The sequence below is a fragment of the Labrenzia sp. THAF35 genome (assembly GCF_009363595.1).
GTDB classification, from domain to species: Bacteria; Pseudomonadota; Alphaproteobacteria; order Rhizobiales; family Stappiaceae; genus Roseibium; species Roseibium algicola.
The window spans coordinates 6,129,827-6,152,053 of the sequence record NZ_CP045380.1; the positions used below are offsets into that span (position 1 = coordinate 6,129,827).

Sequence of the window (22,227 nt, forward strand, 5' to 3'; positions counted from 1 at the left end):
CGCTCCAGTTGCAACCGGGTCGAGGCCCATTATCCTTGCTGCCGGTTTGAGTTTTTTGGAAACACCTTTTCTATCTGACCGGGATTTCAGGCGTGTTGCGCAGTTTCAAAGGTTCTCTCCGCGTGCTTGCCCTCGTGGCAGCCACCTTGTGTGTTGTCTCGACCGCCGACGCCGGGCTGTTGTCGCGGCTTGCGAGGGAAGCAGGCGATGCGGCCGGGTCCGCAGGCAAGCATATCGACACGCCCAAGCATCTTCTCGATGAAGGCGCTTCCCTGGCAAAGCGGTTGCCCAAGGTCACTGGTGCTGCATCCCTTGCCCTGATGCCGGCACCAGGCAACGCCTGGCAGCTTGTCACGCCTGACGGGAAAAGCCTTCAGCTCGCCTCCCTGCACGACTTGCCGAATGCCCTGGATGACGCCGCCAGACAGAACCACCGGCCACTGGCGGGTGATCTCCCGGGCAAGGCTCCTGTGCCCGACGCCCTGCAACTTGCGCTTCGGGAAACCGATTTTTTCAAACTTCGGGACCAGCTTGACAGCCTGCCCCTCAAAGCCCGGCCGGTGATGGTGAGGCCAAATGGCAAGACCTACGACCTGAAACCGATCAGCACTTCAAAAGGCACGCGGCTTGCGGTTGCGCTTTCTCCAGACGTCCTGATCAACCCGGCAACTGCAAGAGCGCTCGACGGAAACATCAGGTTCCTGTCCCGGCCGGTTAAACGCGCGGATCTCAAGATGGCGCGGTTCAACAGTTCCGAAGCAGCCAATGCTTCAGGTCCCGGAGACATGATTGCCGATCTGAATGCCGACATTCTGGCCTCCAACCTGGCGAAGTACAAAAACAGGACGCTGGTTGTCACCGGCCGCATCACCCCGCACCCGCAAACCGGTCGACCTCAGCTCAGCGTGCGTGACGGCAAGTCCGTGCGCGAAATCGACCTCGACGCATTTCAGAAGGCGGCTGAAAGCCAGCGGGTCAACCTGATGCTTGTAGAAAGCAAGTCAGTGGTTCAGCCCGGCAAAAGCTGGTTTTCAAGAACAGCACTCGAAAAGCGCTTCGAGGCCGCGCAGTCGGCAATAACCCAGACGGAGCTGCTCAAGGCACTTTCGCCTCCGAACAGCACGACACTGATCCACGCTGCCGATGAACGAAACTTCCGCCTTGTTACCGCAAACCGTTTCAGCCCGGAGGCGACCCCCGTAACGACCTCCCCTCAGGTGTCTGCCACTGCCGGAGACGACTATTCGCTCGCAGGCTGGTTGCTGGACGCAAGCTTGCGCACAAGTGTCAGGACCATTCACCGCAATGGCGAGGACCCCGAGCACACGGAAGAAATCGAAAGCCGCTGGATACCCTGGATATCAAATTTCGACCTGATCCTGCTCTCGGTCCTTTCCGTCGTAACGCTGTTCATGAGCTGGTATCTCTGGCGCTGGTGGAACCGCTTCTGGCGCTTCGTGCTGGGGAACCGGGCTGCCGCCGATGCTCCCTCTTTGCCGCTCAAGCTCGTGAAGATCGTCTTCTTCCTGCCGTTTGCACTGATCATGCTGGTTCCGGCGATGATCTGGCTCTTTATCGGCGACTGGGTGAGATTTCTTACATGGCCGTTCCGAAAAGCATTCGGACGTTAACGCATTTGCGCGTAATCCTGTGCCCTATTGCCCGTGGCGGCAATAATTTTGGATGGCCAATTTGAAATTGCCGCAATCGCGGTGCACCATAACGACATGGAAACTCCATTAATTACAGGCGCTTTCGCGCTGCTCCTGATTACGATTTCCCTGCTGCAGCCCCTTGCCAGACGGCTTGGGCTGGCGCCCAGCGTTTTGCTGGCAACGGTCGGCACCATGATCGGCATTCTGGCGATCTATCTGCGCTACACTGCCGAAACGAATGCCTTCAACGCTATTGCGGACGTCTTCATCAATCCCCCGCTGGATTCGGAGATGATCCTCTACATTTTTCTGCCAATCCTTCTGTTTCAAACCGCCCTCACCCTGGAAGTTCGACGGATCGTCGAGGACATTGCCCCGATCCTGCTGATGGCGGTTGTCGCCGTCTTCGTCGCAACAGCCTTCATCGGCTTTGCCCTTTATCCGCTGGCAACGCTGTTTTCGCTCACCGACATCACGCTGATCGCCTGCCTGCTGCTGGGTTCGATTGTCGCCACGACGGACCCGGTTGCCGTTGTCGCCATCTTCCGGGACATTGGCGCGCCCGCGCGGCTCGGCCGCATCGTGGAAGGCGAGAGCCTGCTGAACGATGCTGCCGCCATCGTGATCTTCGTCATCCTGCTGCACATGCTGGCCGGTCACGAGACCATGACCGTCGGCGAAGCCGCCATTGCCTTCTGCCGCTCTTTCGCCGGTGGCATCATCGTGGGTGCGCTGCTTGGCCGGATCGCGGTTTCCCTTCTGCCGATCATGCGCGACATTCCGCTGGCACAGGTGACCCTGAGCCTGGCACTGCCCTATGGCACCTATGTGCTCAGCGACCAGTTCGTTGATGTTTCCGCCGTTGTTGCCGTCGTCTGTGCGGGCACTGTGTTCAACCTTTACGGCCCGGCCCGCATTCAGCCGGCCAGTTGGCAATTTCTCCATGCGGTCTGGGAGCAGATCTCCTTCTGGGCTGCTTCGCTCATCTTCCTCCTGTCCGCCATCCTGATCCCGCGTTTCGTGGAAGGCTTCACGCCTGTCGACATCCTGTTGCTGTTCGTCGTCATCGTCGCCGCATTGGCCGCCCGTGCGGTCGTCATCTTCGGACTGCTGCCGGTGCTCAGCGTGTTCCGGATGGGACAGGCGGTCAACGACCGCTACAAGACGGTGATCCTGTGGGGCGGCATGCGCGGCGCCGTCACGCTGACTCTGGCGCTCAGCGTGTCCGAGCATGCAATGCTCTCGGACGAAGTGTCGGTCTTCGTCACCAAACTGGCGACGGGCTTCGTCCTGTTCACGCTGCTGGTTTACGGCACCAGTCTGAAGCCGCTGATCCGGCTGCTCGGCCTCGACAAGCTGAATGCCCGCGACGAGGCCTTGCGAACACAGTTCCTGGCCCTGGCTTTGTCAGACGTCCGGCACGAGCTGGAAACCGCCGCCCGCAACTATCACATTGCACCGCGCGTCACGGACGATGTGCTGAAAGACTACGAGAGCCGTGCGGAAGCCGCAGCTGCGGAAACCAACAAGCTGGAAGAACTGAAGGACTGGGACCGCGTCCGCATTGGCCTGATCGCCCTGGCCGACCGGGAACAGCAGCTCGTGCTGGAGCATTTCCATGAAAAGACCATCTCCGGACGGTCTGTTTCGCGGTTCCTGGCCCTGACCGGACGTACCGGCGACCTGACACGAAGCGACGGCCGGTCCGGCTATAATCAGGCTGCGCGTCAGCCGTTGAAATTCGGCCTCGGCTTCCGCCTCGCCCAGACACTGCAGCGGCGGCTCAGGATTGCCCGGCCACTGGCCATCCGTCTTGCCGACCGGTTCGAATTCCTGCTGGTTTACCGGATCCTTGCCGACGAACTGGTCGACTTCAACAACAAGCGGATACGCCCCCTCCTCGGTGACCGTGTTGCCGACATTCTGCAGGACACCCTGGCGATCCGGCAGGACGAGACCCTTGCAGCCATCGATGCCCTGCGCCTGCAGTATCCGGATTACGCCGACGCCCTGGAAGGACAGTTCCTGCGCAAGGCCGGCGTCCGGCTGGAAGAAACCGCCTATGACGAAGCCAAGGAGCAGATGCTGATCGGCACCGAACTGCATCGCGACCTTCTGCGGGATGTCGAGCGGACCCGAAAAGCCTGTCACACGCGGCCTAAACTCGATCTTGGCCTGAAGACCCGCGAACTCGTCAGCGCGCATCCGCTGTTTGCGGACCTCACCCGCAAGCAGCAGAAGGCCATTCGCCGGATGATGCGGCCGCAATTCGCGACCCCGGGCGAGAAACTGATCCGCAAGGGTGACCGCGGTGATGCTGCCTATTTCATAGCGTCCGGCGCGGTGGAAGTGCGTGCACCCAGCCACAACATCCGTCTTGGCCGCGGTGACGTGTTTGGTGAAATCGCGCTGATGACCGGCGGCCGCCGCAGCGCGGATGTCGTCGCACTCGGGTATTGCCAGTTGCTCAACCTCAGGGCGCAGGACTTCAAGGCGCTGCTGGCCGAAAACGAGGACTTGCGCAACCACGTCGCCATGCTGACCAAACGGCGTCAGCTGATGAACCTGGACGACGGCGAAACGGAAATGGAAGATCCTGTCTTTCCCATTTTCACCGAGATCAGAACCAGCAACCAGACCGGCGAGGAGCTGTCCCCGGAGACCATTCTTGCGGAGCCTGATGCAGGAGAAACAGAAACCGAAATTCTCACCTTCGATGAGGCGGACGCGCAGAATGACCCGTCGCTCATGGAGAAGTTGAGCGCGGCGGATACCGTCACTGCAACGCCTGAAGAGCCGTCTCAGTTGGAGAAGGACAAAGACAGCCACGCCGAAGAAGGCGAAGAAGTACAGGAAGTCGCCAAGAGTGACGCCGGCTCTGCCGATGCGGAACCGGAAAAGGGTGGCGCTGAAGGCACACAGCCACACTCAAAAGGCTTCGAAGCTTCTGCAGCGGACGCATCAACGCCGAACCAGGGCAAGTCGGAACCGACTGAAGAGGCCACCGCCACGAGCGAGCCTGAGGAAACTCGAAAGCCGAAGACCAAGACCCGCGAGACGGCATAGGCTTTTGATCGGAATACAATCGCCGCAGCGGACGTTCCCCTGCGGCGATGGTACGCCGTATTATCCAGCTTTCTGAATTTCGACCGAATGCGGATAGGGAATGGAGATGCCACCGGCATCAAACGCTTCCTTGACCGACTTCAGCATGTGGAACTTCAGTTCCCAGTAGTTTCCGGCATCACACCACAGCCTGACGCCAAGATCGACCGAACTGTCTCCCAGATTGGTCAACCGGACCCAGGGCTCCGGATCCTTGTGAACGCGTTCGTCCGTGTTGGCGACATCGAGAATGATCTGCACCGCCTTGTCGATATCGTCGCCATAGTCGATGCCGAAGGTCAGATCGAGACGCCGGGTGGAATGCGCCGAGAAATTGGTGATGACCGTGCCCCAGGCCTTGCCGTTCGGCATGATGATCTGAACGTTGTCCGGCGTCACAAGCTCGGTGACGAAGATGTTGAGATCCTTCACCGTTCCGGACGTTCCGCCGATATCAACATATTGGCCCATCTTGTAGGGCCGGAAGATGATCAGCATCACGCCTGCGGCGATGTCGCTCAATGTTCCCTGCAACGCCAGGCCGATGGCCAGTGTACCGGCGCCCAGCACGGCAACAAGACTGGTGGCCTGAATGCCGAAGAGCTGCAGAACCGCGATAACCGTGATGAGCAGGATGAGCCAGCGAACGATGGATGCGGCAAAGCTGCCGATCGTGTCGTCGATGCGCGGGTGAGCCACGATCCTGCTCTTGACGATGCTCGACAGGAAACCGGCCAGAAACCAGCCGATCACCAGAACGATGATGGCTTTCACTGCGTTGATGATCAGTGGCGTATAGACACTCACCTGGTCGATTGCGCTTTCCATGAAGTCCCTCCGTTCCCGTACAATCACTTGAATACGTGGAAGTACTAACAGCAGATTTGGGCACTGGCCAGCAATGCACCCTGAGATTGCTGTAACTTACCGGAATATTGCCGGGGAGCCGGCTTCATCGGCTGAACCGGCAAGCCAATCCTCGAGAAACTGTGCCATTTCCTCGTTGCCGCATCCGCTGATGTAGCGCGGATCAAGCAAGCTGCCGGCTTCAAGCAGCAGACGTGCACAGGCAATATGATCGGCTTCACGGCGTTTCGGGGAAAATTCCGAACCGTGGACGACAGTGTCGAGAGCATCGCCGCCAAAGCGGTTCTTGCGGGTAAGATCCGGTCCAAGCGAGAGGAAATAGGCCATTTCATCCGCAAGGCCGTTCCAGCCTGCCACCTGCAATGGTGGCAGCCCCATGTCGTCGGGCTCATTCGGGTCCAGTCCGGCCGCAATCAGCGCCTTCATGTGTTCCAGCTTGCCTGGAATGAAGGCGAGCCGCGTCAGCAGGCTTTTGTCTTCCTTGCTCAGACGCGCAGTATCGAGACTACCCGGATTTGTCTTTCCCTCGGCGCAGGCGGCCAGAACCTGTTCGTTCCGGTCCAGCTTGTGCGCATGACCTTTCTCCACCAGGTATTTGGCGACCGGCAGATTGCCGTAAATCAACGCCATGGCGTATCCGGTATGGCCGTCCCAAACCGTGTCCGGATCAGCGCCATGGGCAAGCAACAGCTCGACAATCTTCACCGAGCAACCGCGCCGGGCTGCCTGATGCAGGGAAGGAATCGTGTTCATGGGCTGGCCGCTCGGATGGTCCGGTACGGTGATGTTCGGATCGGCTCCGGCTTCCAGAAGCAGACGGACCTTGATTTCATCGTCAAAGTCGAGCGCGCGCGGCAAGGCATTGGTCCCATCCGGCTGCGCGCCATGCTTCAAGAGGAGTTCGAGCGCACGCGGATGCTCAAGCTCGGTGGCGTGGTAGAGGCTTTCGTTGTCGTTGGGACTGGCTTCCTGTTCCAGCAACCAACGGCCAAGTCCGAAATTATCCGCGTGACACAACGCGCCGTAGAGTGCGGACAGCCTGTGTTTGTCGCCCGGCCTTTCCGGGTAACCGTCATTCACGTCCGCTCCGTTGGCGACCAACAGTTCGGCAATGGCGATCATGTCTGCCGCCCGTTCCGGACGCCGATGTATTTCCTTCGAAAATGCCAGATGCAGGATCGGCGAGCGCACACCGACCAGGCGCGTGGCGGCTGCAGCGTCCGCTGCCACCACCCCGCGAACGGCGTCAAGGTCGTACAGGGCAACCTGAAGGCCGAAATTGTCGTCCTTCAGCGTCGGGTCACCGGCAAGCAGTTTTTCCGTAACCCAATGCTGGCCGAAATAGAGCGCCTGTTTCAAACGCTCTGCCCGCTCTTCCCTGCTCAGAGATGCTGCTTCGAGGGTGAATTTCAGCTTCGGCCAGCTGTCATGACCGGCTTCACGGGCAATCACATGAAGAAAATCCGCGTGGCGAAGGGGCTTTGCCGGGTCTACGTGGGCGGATACACGTTCAGTGGCTCCCGCCTCGCCTTTCAGAAAGGCTTTTCTGAGACGGCGTGCGGATTTCTTGAAGTCGTCGAGGGAAGTTGCAGGTCCTGCGGACATGGCTTTTCTCCTGTGTCGAAAGCCCGGGCGATCCGCTGGTGTCGGGCGCAGGTGAAAAACCGGCATATGTCGTCAGAAGTCAGGGTGCTTTCGCTTTCCGCGGATCCGGCAGCCGCCCTCGTCGGCGACGCCAAATTGCATGAGGACACAACGGATTGCAAGCCCGCAGGTCAGTCCGGACCGTTCTCCCGTTCGAACCGTTCGCGAGCCGAGGAGACAGCGGCTTCGTTCTCGATCGCCCAGTTAGTGAGCGCTTTCAGCGGCACCAGAAGCGTCCTGCCGAGCGGCGTCAGCGAATAGTCGACACGCGGGGGGATGCTGGGGGTCACGACGCGGTTGACCAGGCCGTCCTTTTCAAGTTCACGCAAGGTCGCTGTCAGGGATTTCTGGGTCACGCCGCCAATCGACCGCTTGAGATCGGAAAACCGGCGCGGTTCATACTCAAGATGGGCAACCACCAGGCTGCACCATTTGCTGCCGACAGTTTGCAGCAGTCTTCGTACCGGCACGCAGCGCGGATCCTCGTGGTGCGGCAGCTGTTCGCGCGGCAGCTCTTCGACGGTTTTTACCAGCGGTTTCATCAAGGATACCTCGGTTTCCAAAAAGTGCCGTCTTGCGGCCGGCTCAGTCTTACATCATTTCATACCAGTATCCAACGTATACCGAGGTATCGTCTGGATACTCCTCCCAAGCTTTTGTTTCTTAAGGAATTCATCATGTCGCTGAAACTGAAGATCATCTCCGGGTCGACCCGACCTGGCCGCGTCGGGCCGACGATCGCGAAATGGGCAGCCAGTGCCGCCGAAGCGCATGGCGGCTTCGAGGTGGAAAGCATCGATCTCGCCGACATCAACCTGCCGCTTCTGGACGAGCCGGCGCATCCGGCTGCCCAGCAATACACCCACGACCACACCAAGCGCTGGAGCAGCATTGTCGCCGACGCAGACGCGTTCCTGTTCCTGACCCCGGAATACGACTATTTCACGCCGGCATCGCTGGTGAATGCCGTTCAGGTGCTTTACCGTGAATGGAACTACAAACCGGCCGGCATCATCAGCTACGGCGGGATTTCCGGTGGCCTGCGCGCGTCGCAGACGCTGCGCGAGCTGCTCGGCAACGTCAACGTGATGGCTCTGCCGCAGGTGGTTCCGGTTCCTTTCTTCCCGGAATTCATCAACGATGAAAGCGTCTTCACGCCGAACGACAAGATGAGCGAAGGCGCCACCCAGCTTCTGGGCGAGCTGACCAAGTGGGCGACCGCCCTGAAAACCATGCGCGGTTAAATGACAAGGCCGCCGGATCGACATCCGGCGGCCCCTAGATCTTCTGAACAGTCTGGAAGACCAGGCTCTACTTCTTGACCGGCCCCAGGTCGCACGGCGCCTTGCTCTCGTCAGGGACGAAGAAATCAGGTGCCAGTGCCAAGCTCGGGTCCACCCGATACTTGTCGAAATCGGTCACACCGCGACTGGCCAGGAACGTGTCGTCAATGACGAATTGTCCGGTAAATTCCTTCGACGGTGTGGTGAAGATCTCATAGGCTGCATCGGCCAGAATGTCCGGCGTCCGGCTCTGCTGCATCATCTTGTCACCACCGATGATGTTCTTGATCGCCGCTGTCGCGATGGTCGTGCGTGGCCATAGCGCGTTGACCGCAATCCCCTTGGAGCGCAGCTCGCCTGCCAGCCCCAGCACCACCAGGCTCATTCCGTATTTGGCGATCGAATAGGGCGTGAAGGGCGCGAACCATTTCTCCTGCATGTCCAGAGGGGGCGACAGCATCAGGATATGCGGGTTGTCGGACTGTTTCAGATATTCGATCGCATGCTTGGAACAGGCAAGCGTTCCACGGGTGTTGATCTGGTGCATCAGATCGAACCGCTTCATGTCGGTCTGCTGCAGCGGGGTCAGTTGAATGGCACTGGCGTTGTTGACCAGAATGTCGAGCCCGCCGAAATGCGCCGCGGTCTTGTACATTGCTTCCTTGACCGCTTCGTCGTCGCGCACGTCGAGCAGCACCGGCAGTGCCTTGCCACCCGCCGCCTCGATCTCTTCGGCAGCGGAATAGATCGTTCCTTCCAGTTTGGGATGTGGCTCGGCGGTTTTGGCGGCAACGGCAACGTTGGCTCCGTCACGCGCGGCCCGCAGCGCAATAGCCTTGCCGATCCCGCGCGATGCGCCAGTGATGAAAAGTGTCTTGCCCTTCAGGGACATGGTGGTTCCTCCGTAAGCCGCTCTCCGGCGACAACCTTGCGGTCTGAAATTTTCTCATCCGAGCAAACGTGGCTCAGGCCTTCTTTTTCGTCATGAAAGCCTGGAAGGCAGCTATCGTTTCCGGCGCACTCAGCCGGCTGGCGAAGATCCTGATTTCTTCCTCTACGCGCTCGGACAGCTGAGACGTGTCGCCGCGCAGAAGCTTCCTGGAAAGCGCCATTGCTTCGGGCGGCTTTGCGGCGATTTCCTTCGCGCAGGCAAGTGCTGCCGCGTCGACGTCACCCTCGACAACCTCGTTTACCAGTCCGGCCTGTGCCGCCTTTTCGGCCGAAAAGGCGTTGCCGAGGCAGAGCAGCTCAAAGGCCCGGGCCGGCCCCATGATCTGTGGTCCGAGCAGGCTGGACCCTGCCTCCGGAACAAGCCCAAGATCGACGAAGGGGGAACGGATGAGGGCGCGCGGGCTGGCAAACACCATGTCGCAATGCATCAGCAAGGTCGTGCCGACACCGATGGCGATACCGTCTATCGAGGCAACCAACGGCTTTTCGTTGCGAACCAGAGCCCTCAGGAACCGGACGACCGGTGTTTCCCCAAGCCCGGTCTTGCCGGCGTATTGCAGGAAGTCGCCAATATCGTTGCCGGCGGTGAAAACCTCCGGCAGGCCGCAGATCAGATGACAGCGAATATCCGCATCCGTGTTGCCAGTTTCCAGAGCTTCGGCGAGATCACTGTACATCTGCCCGGTCAGGGCGTTCTTCTTTTCCGGCCGGTCCAGACGCAGGGTCTGGACTCCGTCTTCAAGGGACTTGCGGATCATCATCTACTCCGATCAGGCGGTTCAGGACGCCAGGGCTTCGGCGTCGAACGCCTGAATGGCTTCGGCGGACAGAAGAATATCCGACTTCAAACCGGCGGTTTCCCCCATTGTGGTTTCACAGAAACTGCGGGCAAGCAGAGTACGTTCTGACAGCCGCTGTGCCGGTTCACCTGTCGAGGCAAGCGCACCCTTGGCAAGCAAGGCGCCGCCCAGGGTCAGCCCGGCCAGTCGCAGATAGGGCGTCGCCCCGGCCAGGGCATCGCCGACCCTGCCGTCCGCCTGCGCGCTCAGCATGAAGCTTGTTGCGTCCTCAAGATCCCGGATACTGGCCGAGAGCCGATCTGCGGCGGCACCGAATTCCGGGCGGTTGGAGGCAGCAACCTCGTCGGCCACCGTTTGCAGTTCCGCGATAAAGCCCTTGATGTGCTCACCGCCGGACAGCGGCAACTTGCGCATGACCAGGTCGATGGACTGGATTCCGTTGGTGCCTTCATAAATCGGGGCGATGCGGGCGTCGCGCAGATGTTGTGCGGCGCCGGTTTCCTCGATGAAGCCCATGCCGCCGTGTATCTGAATACCCAGTGAAGCGACCTCGACGCCGAAGTCGGTCGGCAGCGCCTTGGCGATCGGCGTCAGCAGGCTTGCACGCTCGTTCCAGAAGGTCTTGCCAGCGTCGTCTTCGGCAATCTTCGACATATCGATGGCGTGGGCACAGGCATAACAGATGGCGCGGGCAACCTGCGTGCGCGCCTTCATGCCCAGCAGCATGCGTTTGATATCCGGGTGGCGGGCAATCGGGCTCATGCCTTCGCCGGTCTCGCCCGGAGCCCTGCCCTGCTTGCGCTCCAGCGCGTAGGCAAGCGCATGCTGATAGGCGCGCTCGGCCACGCCAAGCCCCTGAATACCGACCGCAAGGCGAGCGTTGTTCATCATCGTGAACATGCAAGCCAGACCGCGATTTTCCTCACCGACCAGCCAGCCGATAGCACCGCCCTCGTCGCCATAGACCATGGTGCAGGTGGGCGAACCGTGAATGCCCATCTTGTGTTCGACACCGGCCACCTTCACGTCGTTTCGCTCGCCCAAGGAACCGTCGTCATTGACCAGGAACTTCGGCACAAGGAACAGCGAAATGCCCTTGGTGCCTGCTGGCGCATCCGGCAGGCGTGCCAGCACCATGTGGACGATGTTGTCGGTAAGATCGTGGTCGCCGTAGGTAATGAAAATCTTCTGGCCGAAGATGCGGTAAGTGCCGTCGTCCCGACGCTCGGCCTTTGCCTTGAGCGCGTTCAGATCCGAACCGGCCTGCGGTTCGGTCAGGTTCATGGTGCCCATCCACTCGCCGGAAACCAGCTTCTCCAGGTATTTGGCCTTGAGCTCTTCCGAAGCGTGTTTTTCCATCGCCTCGATCGCGCCGATGGTCAGGGTCGGTCCGATGGCGAATGCCATTGAGCCGGAGTTCCACATTTCCAGAGCCGCCGCCGACATCATGACCGGCAGGCCCTGGCCGCCGGACTCCGGATCGGCAGTCAGGCTGTTCCAGCCTCCCTCGATCCATGCGTGATACGCTTCGCGCCACCCCGGAGGAGTAGACACCTTGCCATCGGCAAGCGGTGTGCCGTGCTTGTCGGCAACTGCATTGAGAGGTGCGATTTCCTCGGCGGCGAACCGGCCCGCCTCCGTCAGGATGGCATCGACGAGATCGTCGCCGAGTTCGGCATGACGGGCACTCTTTTGCAGGTCGGACAGACCGCAGACATGTTTCAGAGTGAAGGCAATCTCATCGACGGGTGCGCGATACATTCAGGTCCTCCCAAAACCAATTGGCTTTCGATTCTTGCCGCCGGATGGCGGTTTTCGCTGTTCCGAGCTTGACGGCGGCAAGGCTACTCCGCAAAAGGCGCTATCGACAGCGGTTTGAAAGGACAATAGACCCGTTGACGTTAACGTCAACCCGTATCGCAGCGGCAGGTCATCGTCTTTTTGGTCAATTGCGGAAATGACATGTCCGGTCGGCTCGAGCCCTTCCGGAACTCATTGTACCGTCATTGTCGGAACCGAAATCTTCGCACATCCGGTCAGCTCTCGACTGCCGGGTACGCAAGCGAGTGAGGCACATGCGGACTTGGACGCTCGACATCGCGGCACCTGACTGGAAGGAAGCGCCTGAAGCAGATGCGGTGTGCGCTGCGCTGATGGCGGGTTACCTTGTGGCGGTGCCGACCGAAACCGTTTACGGCCTTGCCGCCGATGCCACCAACGGCACGGCCTGTGCGAAGATTTTTGCCGCCAAGGGCAGGCCCCAGTTCAATCCGCTCATCTCCCACGTCCAGACGCTGGATGCAGCACTGGAACATGGTGTTTTCGACGAACGCGCACTTGCACTGGCTGAAGCCTTCTGGCCCGGCCCCTTGACGCTGGTCGTGCCCAAACGTCCGGATTCCACGATTTCCGATCTGGCCACTGCCGGACTTCAGACTGTTGCGCTTCGGGTTCCGGTCGGTCCGGTGATGCGATTTCTGGCAGAAAAGACCGGCAGGCCTCTCGCCGCGCCAAGCGCAAACCGCTCAGGCAAGATCAGTCCGACGCGCGCAGAGGACGTCGTTGCCGATCTCGGCCCTTCGCTCAGCTTCGTCATTGATGCGGGCGCTTGTGCCGTCGGTATAGAATCCACCATTGTCGGACTGGTTGACGGCACACCGCGCCTGTTGCGGCCAGGCGGCCTTGCTCGCGAGGACATCGAACGCGTACTTGGCCAATCGCTGCAAGGCGCCAGTCCCGACATGCGGCCGGACGCCCCGGCGGCCCCCGGCATGTTGACGTCTCACTATGCCCCCGACGCTGCGATGATACTGAACGCCAGCGAGGTGAACACCGCAGACGGACTGCTCTCCTTCGGAGCTGATCGTTTGCCAGGGGCTGATCGTGCACAGGCTGAATTCAACCTGAGCCCGGCAGGTGACCTTGCCGAAGCTGCCGCAAATCTGTTTCGCGCCATGCGATTTCTGGACGCCAAGGGTGTCCGCGTCATCAAGGTGCAGTTTATCCCCAGCTTTGGATTGGGCGAAGCGATCAACGATCGGCTGCGCCGTGCGGCAGCACCACGCGACTGACCCCGATCAACGCTTGCGATGGAATGAGCCGGCTAAATTCATCCGGCAATGTTTTGGCGCATTCTTCGGCACCAAAACAAAAGGCCTTAAAAAACAGCAACTCGGAAGCAGGCGCTAAAATTCAAGCTGAATCCGGATCGCCTTAAGTTAACCGAAAAGAGACGCAAGTTTCCGCTTTAACGGACAAGCAACCGTCGCCGTCGCAACTCGATTTTGGTTAAGCAAATCATACAATATCTATCGAGATACGACCCTCTACTGCAAACTTATCAACACCATGCCCCAAATGGATTACGGTAAAAAGCTCGCATTCCCTTACTGGAATCACGTAGTTTAAGAATCAGATTTGAGATGCAGCGGACCTCCCCTCGGGCATTGCGGTGCTCGCACCTCGGTAAGGGCCGGCAAAGAGCCGGCCCCTTTTTTTGACCCTCCCTTTCATGACCCAAGTCCGATCAGCCGAAGTTGAAGCCGGCACACCGGGACGCGTGCGACACTCGCCCAGTCAGCTGCCTCATGTACGACACCTGCCTCAAACGCACTCAATGCGATGGCGAAAGTTTTCAAGCGAAGTTCAAGCGAATTCCCAGATCAGACTTAAGCCACCTCTCCCGCGATGCGGGACAAGCCCCATGTGGAACCGGTATCGGGGTCCGAGTTCAGCCTGACCTGACTTTCTAAAATGCCCCCCCCGAACTCCCGGCTCTCCTTTCCGCGGTTCACCAATTTTGCCGCAGTCGTTATTCCAATGCGGGAATTGACAGCCTGTCCGGCAACCGTTCTGATGCAGAGCCGACAAAAGATAACAATCGACCTTCCGGAAACGCCCCCTTGTCTACCTTGCTTCTGCATCATTCGTCCTATCTCGACCACCTGACACCCGTGGGGCATCCGGAGCGACCGGACCGGATCCGGGCGATCGACAGGATCCTGGAGCACGAAAAATTCCAGTCCGTGGAACGCGACCTTGCCCCCATGGGAACCGTTGAGGACATCGCCCGCGCCCACCCGATGAGCTACGTCGACCAGATCCACCGGCTCGCGCCGGCGGAAGGAACAGCCCGGGTTGATGCGGACACCACCATGTCGCCCGGCACCTGGGAAGCAGCGCTTCGCGGCGTTGGCGGTGCATGCCGTGCCGTCGACGAGGTCTTGACGAAAAAGGTCAACAACGCCTTTTCCGCCTCGCGCCCACCAGGCCACCACGCTGAAAAAGACCGCGCCATGGGCTTCTGCTTTTTCAACAACGCAGCGGTCGCCGCGCGTTATGCGCAGGCAAAGTTCGGACTGGAGCGGGTAGCCATCGTCGATTTCGACGTTCACCACGGCAACGGCACGCAGGACATTTTCTGGGACGATCCCACGGTAATGTATTGCTCCACCCACCAGATGCCGCTCTATCCGGGCTCAGGAGCCGCCTCGGAGACCGGAGAAGCCAACACGATCGTAAATGCACCTCTGGCCCCGGGGGAGGATGGAACCGGCTTCAAGGAAGCGTTCGAAGTCCTGCTGCTGCCTCGCCTCAATCACTTCGCGCCGGAGCTGGTTATCATTTCCGCAGGTTTCGATGCGCACATGCGCGACCCGCTTGGGGGCCTTAATCTTGTCGAAGCCGACTTTGCCTGGGCAACGCGCGCGCTGATGGACGTTGCCGATGCTCATAGTAACGGTCACCTGATCTCCGTCCTTGAAGGCGGATACGATCTCGAGGGCCTGGCGCGATCGGTCGCAGCCCATGTCATGACGTTGATGACGGGCTAAGCGATCCCGCTTCGGCGCGGCAAGATCGAAAAGCACGGGGATGACCGTCTGAAGGCCCAAATGAAACCTTGACCTTCGGCCCTCAGACCGCAAGTTTCCCTCAAGACCAGATGCCATCCAGACAAACGGGATCCGACCGATGACCGATGCTGCCAACGATATTGCCGGCCTTTCCTTTGAAGAAGCGCTGAAGCAGTTGGAAACCATTGTGCGGGAACTCGAGCAAGGGAACGTGCCGCTGGAGCGAAGCATCGACATGTACGAGCGCGGTGACGCGCTGCGCAAACATTGCGACACACTTCTGAAATCGGCGGAAGCCAAGGTCGAGAAGATCCAACTGGGTCAAAATGGCGAAGCCAGCGGTACCGAAGCACTCGACCCGCAGTAATCCGACAAGGTCATTTTCCAGTTCGACCAGACGCAATACCGTCAAATCGCGATCAGAGCAGCCTTGAAACGCGGCCTGTTCAGCCGGCGGACGCTTTTAGCTTACGTCATCCCTCATCGTCTTGACCGGCTAGCGGCTGCTCAATCGCCAACCGGAATATCGCCGGCTTTGCGAGCGCGCCGCCTCGTTGATGTGTCGGCCACCTTTATCGAGAAGACGGCGTCAACTGCGGCCAATCCACCAGCACAAGCCAGCATCCACTGTATTCATTTTGAAGTAAGCCCAAGTTCCACCCATATTCTGACATAATAAATTTCATACTATTCAACGATCATTCGACCACGCGTACCCTAGGTTACTATTGGCAGATTTATTGCAATTTATTCGATAAGTTGATAAAAATATTGTCAAAATAGAGCCTCGACAATGTAATCATTAATAGACACAGCAGAGCATGCCGGCACTCAGCCAACGCGACCACATAGAACTACTTATGCGGATACTCAAGCGTCCGCTACAACCTGAAGGTTGGCCCCCAGTACTGAACTTCATCGACGGCAAACTGAACTGCAGAACCTTTCTTGCCGAATACGATGGAGACGGGACACCGTTAAGGTCCCTTGGCGGCGAAGACCAGGCCAGAGAGCTCGCGACCCTTTTTAGCCGCATTGAAACGGTGAGCGGCAACTCCGCATTTGAGTTCCTGCTCACCGAAGCCTCCCCGCTCTACCCCTATTCAAAGACATCCCTGGCGAACCATCGACAGACGACATCCGCCCCCGCCACCGGATCGCAGGAAACTTCGCACTCAGATGCGAATATGGCAGACAACTGGCTGAAAAATGCTCCCGGGCTGATTACCCCAGTCAGGCGCACTGCACACTCTTCCGTCCTGTTTGGCTGTCTTTTCAGAGGATACAGCACCGAAAGGATTGACGCGGACCGGGCCAGCGCGACCTTTCACACCCTCGTCAGTGCGCTGCTGCCCGCACTCGATCTGCACTTCCAACTGGAAAAACAACGGCTCGAAAACCAGCTCCAGGAATTGATGCTTTTGGAACAGGAGAGCGCTGCGGTTCTTGTCGACGCTAACCGGGTGATACTTGCTGAGACGTCAGAGGGGTTGGAAAGGTTGAACGAACTGGATATCGCCGTCCGTCGGCAGCGGCACCTGGCGATCAACAGCAGACGCCTTGAGATTGCCCTGCAGGAACAACTGGCGACTTTCGAAGACGGCGGCATCGCAGACCCGACAAGCGTCCTTTTTTGTCCCGCACCGGAGAGCGGTCTTGTCTGCCGGGTGTCGCTGGAGACCATTTCGTGCCCGAGCCTGCCGCCGGACGCCTGCGCACAACCTTTGTTTTTGATCCGCACGACAACATCAAAAGACCCTCCGGAAGAGGTCGAAATTTGCCTTCAGGATCACTACGAACTTTCACATTCCGAAGCACGTCTGGCCTGGCATCTGACCATGACCGGCGCACTGAGCACCACGATCCAGGATCTCGGCATCACGCAGAACACTGCAAAAACACATCTGCGACGGATATACGAAAAGACCGGAGCGCACACACAACTTCAACTCGCACGGCTCGTCCACCGGATCGCCCGCCTGTTTTGAAAGTACTCAGGAACGCAGAATTTTGTGTTGAAGCCAGTTGCTATCACTATTGATTCAGCAACCGGAAAGCGACCAACGCACAAAAAAATGGAGCCGTGGATTACGACTCCCAGTTGATCACTGTGCACGTGGCCCCATCGACCACACCCATTCCCTAGGCCAGTTCCAAATGCTTTGCATCACCCAATGGGGTGATTGCGCGTATTTTCACTAAAAATTGCACGGTTTCTGCCAAACACCGTCTTAAGTCTTTTGAGGCAAAGGCGGGGTAAATTTTCGACCGAAATCATGAGGCCAATTTGGCGCATACCCCCTGCCCGATTTGCGCCCTATATCCGGTTGGTGTATGCCTGCCCGCCATGTTTCAAATCGTGGAGCTACCTCCAGAGTGACTTCCAAGCTCGATACCCCGCTTCTTGACAAGGTCAAGTCCCCGGCCGATCTGCGCCTGCTCGATGAAAGCGAACTCAAGCAGCTCGCCGAAGAGTTGCGTGCGGAAACGATTGACGCCGTGTCGATTACTGGCGGACACCTGGGCGCCGGGCTTGGCGTCGTGGAACTTACTGTCGCACTGCACTACGTGTTCAACACGCCGGAAGACAAGCTCATCTGGGACGTCGGCCACCAGTGCTATCCGCACAAGATCCTGACGGAACGCCGCGACCGCATTCGCACGCTTCGCCAAGGCGATGGCCTGTCCGGCTTCACGAAACGCGCCGAAAGCGACTTTGACCCGTTTGGTGCAGCCCATTCCTCGACGTCGATCTCGGCAGGCCTCGGCATGGCCGCCGGACGGGATCTGAAGGGCGGAAACAATAATGTCATAGCGGTGATCGGTGACGGCGCCATGTCCGCCGGCATGGCCTACGAGGCGATGAACAACGCCGGCCATCTCGGCTCTCGCCTTATCGTCATCCTGAACGACAATGACATGTCCATTGCGCCGCCGGTCGGCGCCATGTCCGCCTATCTGGCCAGGCTCGTTTCAGGCCCGACCTACCAGACCCTGCGCGATGCGGCCAAGAACCTGGTGAAGAACCTGCCCAAACCCATGTTCGAAAAGGCGGCTCGGGCTGAAGAATATGCCCGCGGGTTCTGGACGGGCGGCACGCTGTTCGAGGAACTAGGTTTCTATTATGTCGGTCCGGTGGACGGTCATAACCTGGAACACCTGCTGCCTGTTCTGAAGAATGTCCGCGACACCCACCATGGCCCGATCCTGATCCATGCGGTCACGCAGAAAGGCAAGGGTTATGCTCCTGCCGAAGGGGCGAAGGACAAGTATCACGGCGTTGCCAAGTTTGATGTCGTCACCGGCAAGCAGTCCAAGCCGAAGGCCAATGCGCCCAGCTACACCAACGTCTTTGCGACGTCCTTGATCAAGGAAGCGGAAACGGACGACAAGGTGGTCGCGATTACAGCTGCCATGCCGGACGGCACAGGCCTTGATCTGTTCGGCGAAGCCTATCCGAAACGCACCTTCGACGTTGGTATCGCCGAACAGCACGCGGTCACTTTTGCTGCGGGTCTTGCCACCGAAGGCTTCAAGCCCTTCTGCGCGATTTACTCCACGTTCCTGCAGCGCGCCTATGATCAGGTCGTCCACGATGTGGCGATCCAGGGTCTGCCGGTGCGTTTCCCGATTGACCGTGCAGGCCTCGTTGGTGCGGATGGCCCGACCCATGCCGGCGCTTTCGACACCGCTTTCCTGACCTGCCTTCCCGGCTTTGTCGTCATGGCGGCTTCGGACGAAGTGGAGCTGCGCCACATGGTGGCAACTGCCGTTGCCTATGACGAAGGCCCGATCTCCTTCCGCTATCCTCGCGGCGAAGGTGTCGGCCTGGAGATGCCGGAGCGCGGCAGCGTGCTTGAAATCGGCAAGGGGGTCATCCGCAGGGAGGGCACCAAGGTTGCCCTTCTCAACTTCGGTGGCCGCATGAGCGAATGCCTCAAGGCTGCGGACGAACTGGATGCGGCCGGTCTTTCGACCACAGTCGCAGATGCCCGCTTCGCAAAGCCGCTCGACATGGACATGATCCGCCGTCTTGCCCGCGAGCATGAAGTTCTCGTGATGATCGAAGAAGGCTCCGCCGGTGGTTTCGGCAGCCATGTGCTGACCCGGCTTGCCGAGGAAGGCTTGCTGGACAACGGACTGAAAGTGCGGTCCCTTGCCTTGCCGGATGCCTATCTCGACCACGACAAGCCGGACCTGATGTATGCCCGGGCAGGCCTCACCTGCGACGGCATCCTGAAGACCGTCTTCACCGCACTCGGAACGGCCTCCGTCAGCGCGCCGCAACGCGCCTGACCGGTCTTCAGGCTACAGGCTACAGCACGCGACAAGCTGCAATGGACAAAGTCGATTGGGGAGCGGGTTTCAAAGCTGATTGACACAGGCCGCCATACCTGAAAAGGCTGGTCGAAAGAAACAGACGCGTCGGATCAAACCGGCGCTTTTGTTTTATTTCTGGAGCACGATACCGGCCGCAACGCTTCTGTTGGAGCTGCGGCGATCCATCGTCAGGATGCAGCCATGGCTCAGACCCTTCTTTCCGTGTCCGCTCTCTTGTTGTCCGTTGCCCTGCTCATATTCGGGCACGGTCTGCAGACGACACTGCTGCCGCTGGCCGCCGAACGGTTTTACTTCACCGACTTCGAAATCGGTCTGGTCTCTTCGGCCTATTTCTTCGGCATGGTGCTTGGCTGTCTCGGCGCGCCTCTGGTGATCATGCGGGCCGGGCACATTCGTGCCTTTGCCGCACTTGTCTCGCTGATGTCGGCCGCCGCCATCCTGCATCCCGTGCTCATCGATCCCTACGCCTGGATGATCATCCGCATGATCTCCGGTTTCAGCCTTGCCGGCTTCTACATGATCGTCGAGAGCTGGCTCAACGAAAGCGCATCCAACGAGAACCGCGGCACGGTGATGTCGTTCTACATCGTCATCCTGTTCGGCGCCTTGATGCTGGGCCAGATCTCGATCGCGTCGATGAATATTGCCGATTTCATCCCCTTCGCGATTGCCTCGGTGATGGTGTCCCTTGCGGTGATGCCCGTATCGCTGACCACCTCGACCCAACCTGCGCCGATCACGCTGGTGCGGTTCCAGCCCGTCAAGCTCTACAAGAACTCCCCTGCCGCCTTCATCGGCGTGCTGTTTATCGGCAGTTCTCAAGGAGCCCTGCTGACGCTGTCTTCGCTCTATGGGTCCCAGATCGGCCTCTCGACCAAGGAAGCCGCCTTTTATGCGGCAGCCATCGTCGGCGGCGGGCTTATCGCACAGTGGCCGGTTGGGCGTTTGTCCGACCGCATTGACCGACGCCTTGTGATCGCAGGGCTGGGGATCGCGACCGCTGCCGTCTCGGCTGCTATCGTGTTCTTCTCGCCGAAGGACTTCACGGTTGCCGTACTGAGCGCCGTGGCCATGGGCATGGTCGTCCAACCGCTTTATGCAATCGCGGTTGCGCACGCCTTCGACCACGCGGCAGCGGAAGATTTTGTCGCCACGTCGTCTGGCATGCTGCTGTCGTTCGGGATCGGATCGATCATCGGGCCGCTGGCCGCCTCGATGATCATGAGCAACACCGGCCCGTCCGGGCTCTACATCATGATCATCGGTTCGAATATCCTGATGGTGATCTTCATCCTTGCCCGCGTCCTGACCCGTCAGGCACCGACAGCGGAAGAAAAGACCGACTTCGAATACGCCTCCACGGCACAGGTCGGTTCGGTTATCTCGGCTGAACCGCTGGATGCAGCAGCAGAAGAATACGTCATCGCACCTGAAGATTTCCCCGCCTACGAAGATGACATCTACAATTTCGAATCGTCATCCGATGCAGAGGCAGAGGAAAACAACGCGTCCGCTGAAGGCGCCGCAACGGAAGAAGCGCCGGATGCGACTGCAGACAAGACAACTCCAAAGAGCTGACACAGCCACGCCGCGGGTGACAGGCCTCAGCCCATGCACCTGCGCGGTTTCGCCCCTCGACACGGCATTGCAACCGGCTTATAGCCGCTAGCATGAATGCGCGCATCACAAAGCTGCAACAGCTAAGGCAGGAGCGCCACCCTCTGGTGGCGCTGGCAACCCTTGCCTTTGCAATGCGGCTTGTTCTGCTGGTTCTCGCCAGCGCGCTGACGCCGGACGCAGCTGTTGCAGCGGGCCTTACCAGTCTCTGCCAGCCCTCCGGGCAAGAACAAAGCCTTCCTGGGCCACACAACCCGCTCACCTGCCAATGCGGCCCGGTCTGTGCTCATGGCTGCGCTATCGCGCCCTGCCTTGCGAGTGCTTTCGCCCCTGTGAACCTGTCACCCGCGATTTCCGCCACTGACCGTGTTCCGGCAGGGCAACAGGCTGTTCTGGCCGTTCCTTATAGAGCTACTGCCATCAGGGCTCCCCCTTCCTTGATCTGAAAGAATATCCAACTTCTCAGACCTCAAGGAATAGCATTATGAAACTCTGGAAATCCGTTGCGGCTGCAGCCGCCCTTTCGCTTGTCTCCCTGTCCGCCCTTGCCAGTGACTACAAGGTTGGTGAACTGACGCTGACCCAACCGTGGACCCGCGCGACCCCGCCCAAAGCAAAGGCTGGTGGTGGTTTCGTCGAGATCGTCAACAACGGTACCGACGCAGACCGCCTTGTCGCGGTCAGTTCAGATGTTGCCGCCAAGGTGGAAATCCACGAGATGGCAGTCACCGACGGCGTGATGAAAATGCGCAAGATGGAAAATGGCATCGACATCCCGGCTGGCGAAACGGTTGCACTTCAACCGGGCGGCTTCCACATCATGTTCATGGGCCTGAACCAATCCTTCGAAGAAGGCACCAGCATTCCGGTTGTCCTGACCTTCGAAAAGGCCGGGGACGTTGCCATCGAACTTCCTGTTGCCAAGATGGGCGCCAAGGCACCTGATGGCGAAGCTGCGCATGGTGCGATGGACCATAGCAAGATGGATCACGGCAAGAACTAAGCCCCGTCAGCGGGCGCTGTCTCGGTGAAGAGACAACGCCCGGCAATTTCTTTTTCAAGCGTCAGAGCCGCCAGCCCGTCTCGAAGCCGGCACTGAAGGCTCTGGCCA

16 protein-coding genes are annotated in these 22,227 nt (G+C 59.4%); 10 read left to right on the forward strand and 6 right to left on the reverse strand.

The genetic code is table 11. From position 1 onward, the window contains the following. Positions 1 to 92 precede the first annotated feature (92 nt). Together FIU93_RS28210 and FIU93_RS28215 are read left to right on the forward strand one after the other, a co-directional pair. Complete coding sequence (locus FIU93_RS28210; RefSeq protein WP_152507440.1) at positions 93 to 1,631, forward strand: hypothetical protein; 1,539 nt, start codon at positions 93 to 95, stop codon at positions 1,629 to 1,631. Positions 1,632 to 1,727: 96 nt separating this feature from the next. After that, positions 1,728 to 4,721 (forward strand): cation:proton antiporter, encoded by a 2,994-nt coding sequence (locus tag FIU93_RS28215; RefSeq protein WP_152507441.1) that lies wholly within the window; start codon positions 1,728 to 1,730, stop codon positions 4,719 to 4,721. A gap of 60 nt (positions 4,722 to 4,781) precedes the next feature. Here the strand turns inward: FIU93_RS28215 and FIU93_RS28220 are convergent, their stop codons facing one another. From FIU93_RS28220 to FIU93_RS28230, 3 genes are all read right to left on the reverse strand, one after another. Continuing rightward, positions 4,782 to 5,588, reverse strand: coding sequence for a mechanosensitive ion channel domain-containing protein (locus FIU93_RS28220; protein ID WP_075283300.1), 807 nt, complete (start codon positions 5,586 to 5,588; stop codon positions 4,782 to 4,784). Between the two features lie 96 nt (positions 5,589 to 5,684). After that, positions 5,685 to 7,232 (reverse strand): ankyrin repeat domain-containing protein, encoded by a 1,548-nt coding sequence (locus tag FIU93_RS28225; RefSeq protein ID WP_152507442.1) that lies wholly within the window; start codon positions 7,230 to 7,232, stop codon positions 5,685 to 5,687. Between the two features lie 170 nt (positions 7,233 to 7,402). Continuing rightward, positions 7,403 to 7,813, reverse strand: coding sequence for a helix-turn-helix domain-containing protein (locus tag FIU93_RS28230; RefSeq protein ID WP_152507443.1), 411 nt, complete (start codon positions 7,811 to 7,813; stop codon positions 7,403 to 7,405). A 135-nt stretch (positions 7,814 to 7,948) separates the two neighbouring features. Between FIU93_RS28230 and FIU93_RS28235 the strand changes: the two genes are divergently transcribed. Then, complete coding sequence (locus FIU93_RS28235; protein ID WP_023001853.1) at positions 7,949 to 8,515, forward strand: NADPH-dependent FMN reductase; 567 nt, start codon at positions 7,949 to 7,951, stop codon at positions 8,513 to 8,515. A 67-nt stretch (positions 8,516 to 8,582) separates the two neighbouring features. Here FIU93_RS28235 and FIU93_RS28240 read toward each other — a convergent pair whose 3' ends face one another. The 3 genes from FIU93_RS28240 to FIU93_RS28250 form a co-directional block, all read right to left on the reverse strand. Beyond that, positions 8,583 to 9,446, reverse strand: a complete 864-nt coding sequence (locus tag FIU93_RS28240) for an NAD(P)-dependent oxidoreductase (protein ID WP_152507444.1) — start codon at positions 9,444 to 9,446, stop codon at positions 8,583 to 8,585. 73 nt (positions 9,447 to 9,519) lie between these two features. Further along, positions 9,520 to 10,263, reverse strand: a complete 744-nt coding sequence (locus tag FIU93_RS28245; protein ID WP_173017451.1) for a crotonase/enoyl-CoA hydratase family protein — start codon at positions 10,261 to 10,263, stop codon at positions 9,520 to 9,522. 21 nt (positions 10,264 to 10,284) lie between these two features. Further along, positions 10,285 to 12,066 (reverse strand): acyl-CoA dehydrogenase, encoded by a 1,782-nt coding sequence (locus FIU93_RS28250; protein ID WP_055658038.1) that lies wholly within the window; start codon positions 12,064 to 12,066, stop codon positions 10,285 to 10,287. Between the two features lie 314 nt (positions 12,067 to 12,380). On the opposite strand from FIU93_RS28250, the gene FIU93_RS28255 reads away from it, so the two are divergent. From FIU93_RS28255 to FIU93_RS28285, 7 genes are all read left to right on the forward strand, one after another. Then, entirely contained in the window at positions 12,381 to 13,376 is a 996-nt protein-coding gene (locus FIU93_RS28255; protein ID WP_152507445.1) for an L-threonylcarbamoyladenylate synthase, read from the forward strand. Between the two features lie 831 nt (positions 13,377 to 14,207). After that, entirely contained in the window at positions 14,208 to 15,137 is a 930-nt protein-coding gene (locus FIU93_RS28260; protein ID WP_031269678.1) for a histone deacetylase family protein, read from the forward strand. A gap of 139 nt (positions 15,138 to 15,276) precedes the next feature. Continuing rightward, positions 15,277 to 15,525: an exodeoxyribonuclease VII small subunit gene (locus FIU93_RS28265; RefSeq protein ID WP_006933521.1), complete on the forward strand. Its 249-nt coding sequence runs from the start codon at positions 15,277 to 15,279 to the stop codon at positions 15,523 to 15,525. 454 nt (positions 15,526 to 15,979) lie between these two features. Beyond that, positions 15,980 to 17,146: a hypothetical protein gene (locus FIU93_RS28270; protein WP_152507446.1), complete on the forward strand. Its 1,167-nt coding sequence runs from the start codon at positions 15,980 to 15,982 to the stop codon at positions 17,144 to 17,146. A gap of 346 nt (positions 17,147 to 17,492) precedes the next feature. Beyond that, complete coding sequence (gene dxs, locus FIU93_RS28275) at positions 17,493 to 19,454, forward strand: 1-deoxy-D-xylulose-5-phosphate synthase (RefSeq protein WP_152507447.1); 1,962 nt, start codon at positions 17,493 to 17,495, stop codon at positions 19,452 to 19,454. 225 nt (positions 19,455 to 19,679) lie between these two features. Continuing rightward, a complete protein-coding gene (locus FIU93_RS28280; RefSeq protein WP_209010255.1) occupies positions 19,680 to 21,077 on the forward strand; it encodes an MFS transporter in 1,398 nt (465 codons plus the stop codon). A gap of 523 nt (positions 21,078 to 21,600) precedes the next feature. Further along, entirely contained in the window at positions 21,601 to 22,119 is a 519-nt protein-coding gene (locus FIU93_RS28285) for a copper chaperone PCu(A)C (protein ID WP_152507449.1), read from the forward strand. Positions 22,120 to 22,227 lie beyond the last annotated feature (108 nt).

Bases quoted from the DNA above. Each gene is read 5' to 3' on its own strand.
- FIU93_RS28215 (WP_152507441.1), top strand. From the start codon at position 1,728: ATGGAAACTCCATTAATTACAGGCGCTTTCGCGCTGCTCCTGATTACG.
- FIU93_RS28220 (WP_075283300.1), bottom strand. From the start codon at position 5,588: ATGGAAAGCGCAATCGACCAGGTGAGTGTCTATACGCCACTGATCATC.
- FIU93_RS28225 (WP_152507442.1), bottom strand. From the start codon at position 7,232: ATGTCCGCAGGACCTGCAACTTCCCTCGACGACTTCAAGAAATCCGCA.
- FIU93_RS28230 (WP_152507443.1), bottom strand. From the start codon at position 7,813: ATGAAACCGCTGGTAAAAACCGTCGAAGAGCTGCCGCGCGAACAGCTG.
- FIU93_RS28235 (WP_023001853.1), top strand. From the start codon at position 7,949: ATGTCGCTGAAACTGAAGATCATCTCCGGGTCGACCCGACCTGGCCGC.
- FIU93_RS28240 (WP_152507444.1), bottom strand. From the start codon at position 9,446: ATGTCCCTGAAGGGCAAGACACTTTTCATCACTGGCGCATCGCGCGGG.
- FIU93_RS28245 (WP_173017451.1), bottom strand. From the start codon at position 10,263: ATGATCCGCAAGTCCCTTGAAGACGGAGTCCAGACCCTGCGTCTGGAC.
- FIU93_RS28250 (WP_055658038.1), bottom strand. From the start codon at position 12,066: ATGTATCGCGCACCCGTCGATGAGATTGCCTTCACTCTGAAACATGTC.
- FIU93_RS28255 (WP_152507445.1), top strand. From the start codon at position 12,381: ATGCGGACTTGGACGCTCGACATCGCGGCACCTGACTGGAAGGAAGCG.
- FIU93_RS28265 (WP_006933521.1), top strand. From the start codon at position 15,277: ATGACCGATGCTGCCAACGATATTGCCGGCCTTTCCTTTGAAGAAGCG.
- FIU93_RS28270 (WP_152507446.1), top strand. From the start codon at position 15,980: ATGCCGGCACTCAGCCAACGCGACCACATAGAACTACTTATGCGGATA.
- dxs (WP_152507447.1), top strand. From the start codon at position 17,493: ATGCCTGCCCGCCATGTTTCAAATCGTGGAGCTACCTCCAGAGTGACT.
- FIU93_RS28280 (WP_209010255.1), top strand. From the start codon at position 19,680: ATGGCTCAGACCCTTCTTTCCGTGTCCGCTCTCTTGTTGTCCGTTGCC.
- FIU93_RS28285 (WP_152507449.1), top strand. From the start codon at position 21,601: ATGAAACTCTGGAAATCCGTTGCGGCTGCAGCCGCCCTTTCGCTTGTC.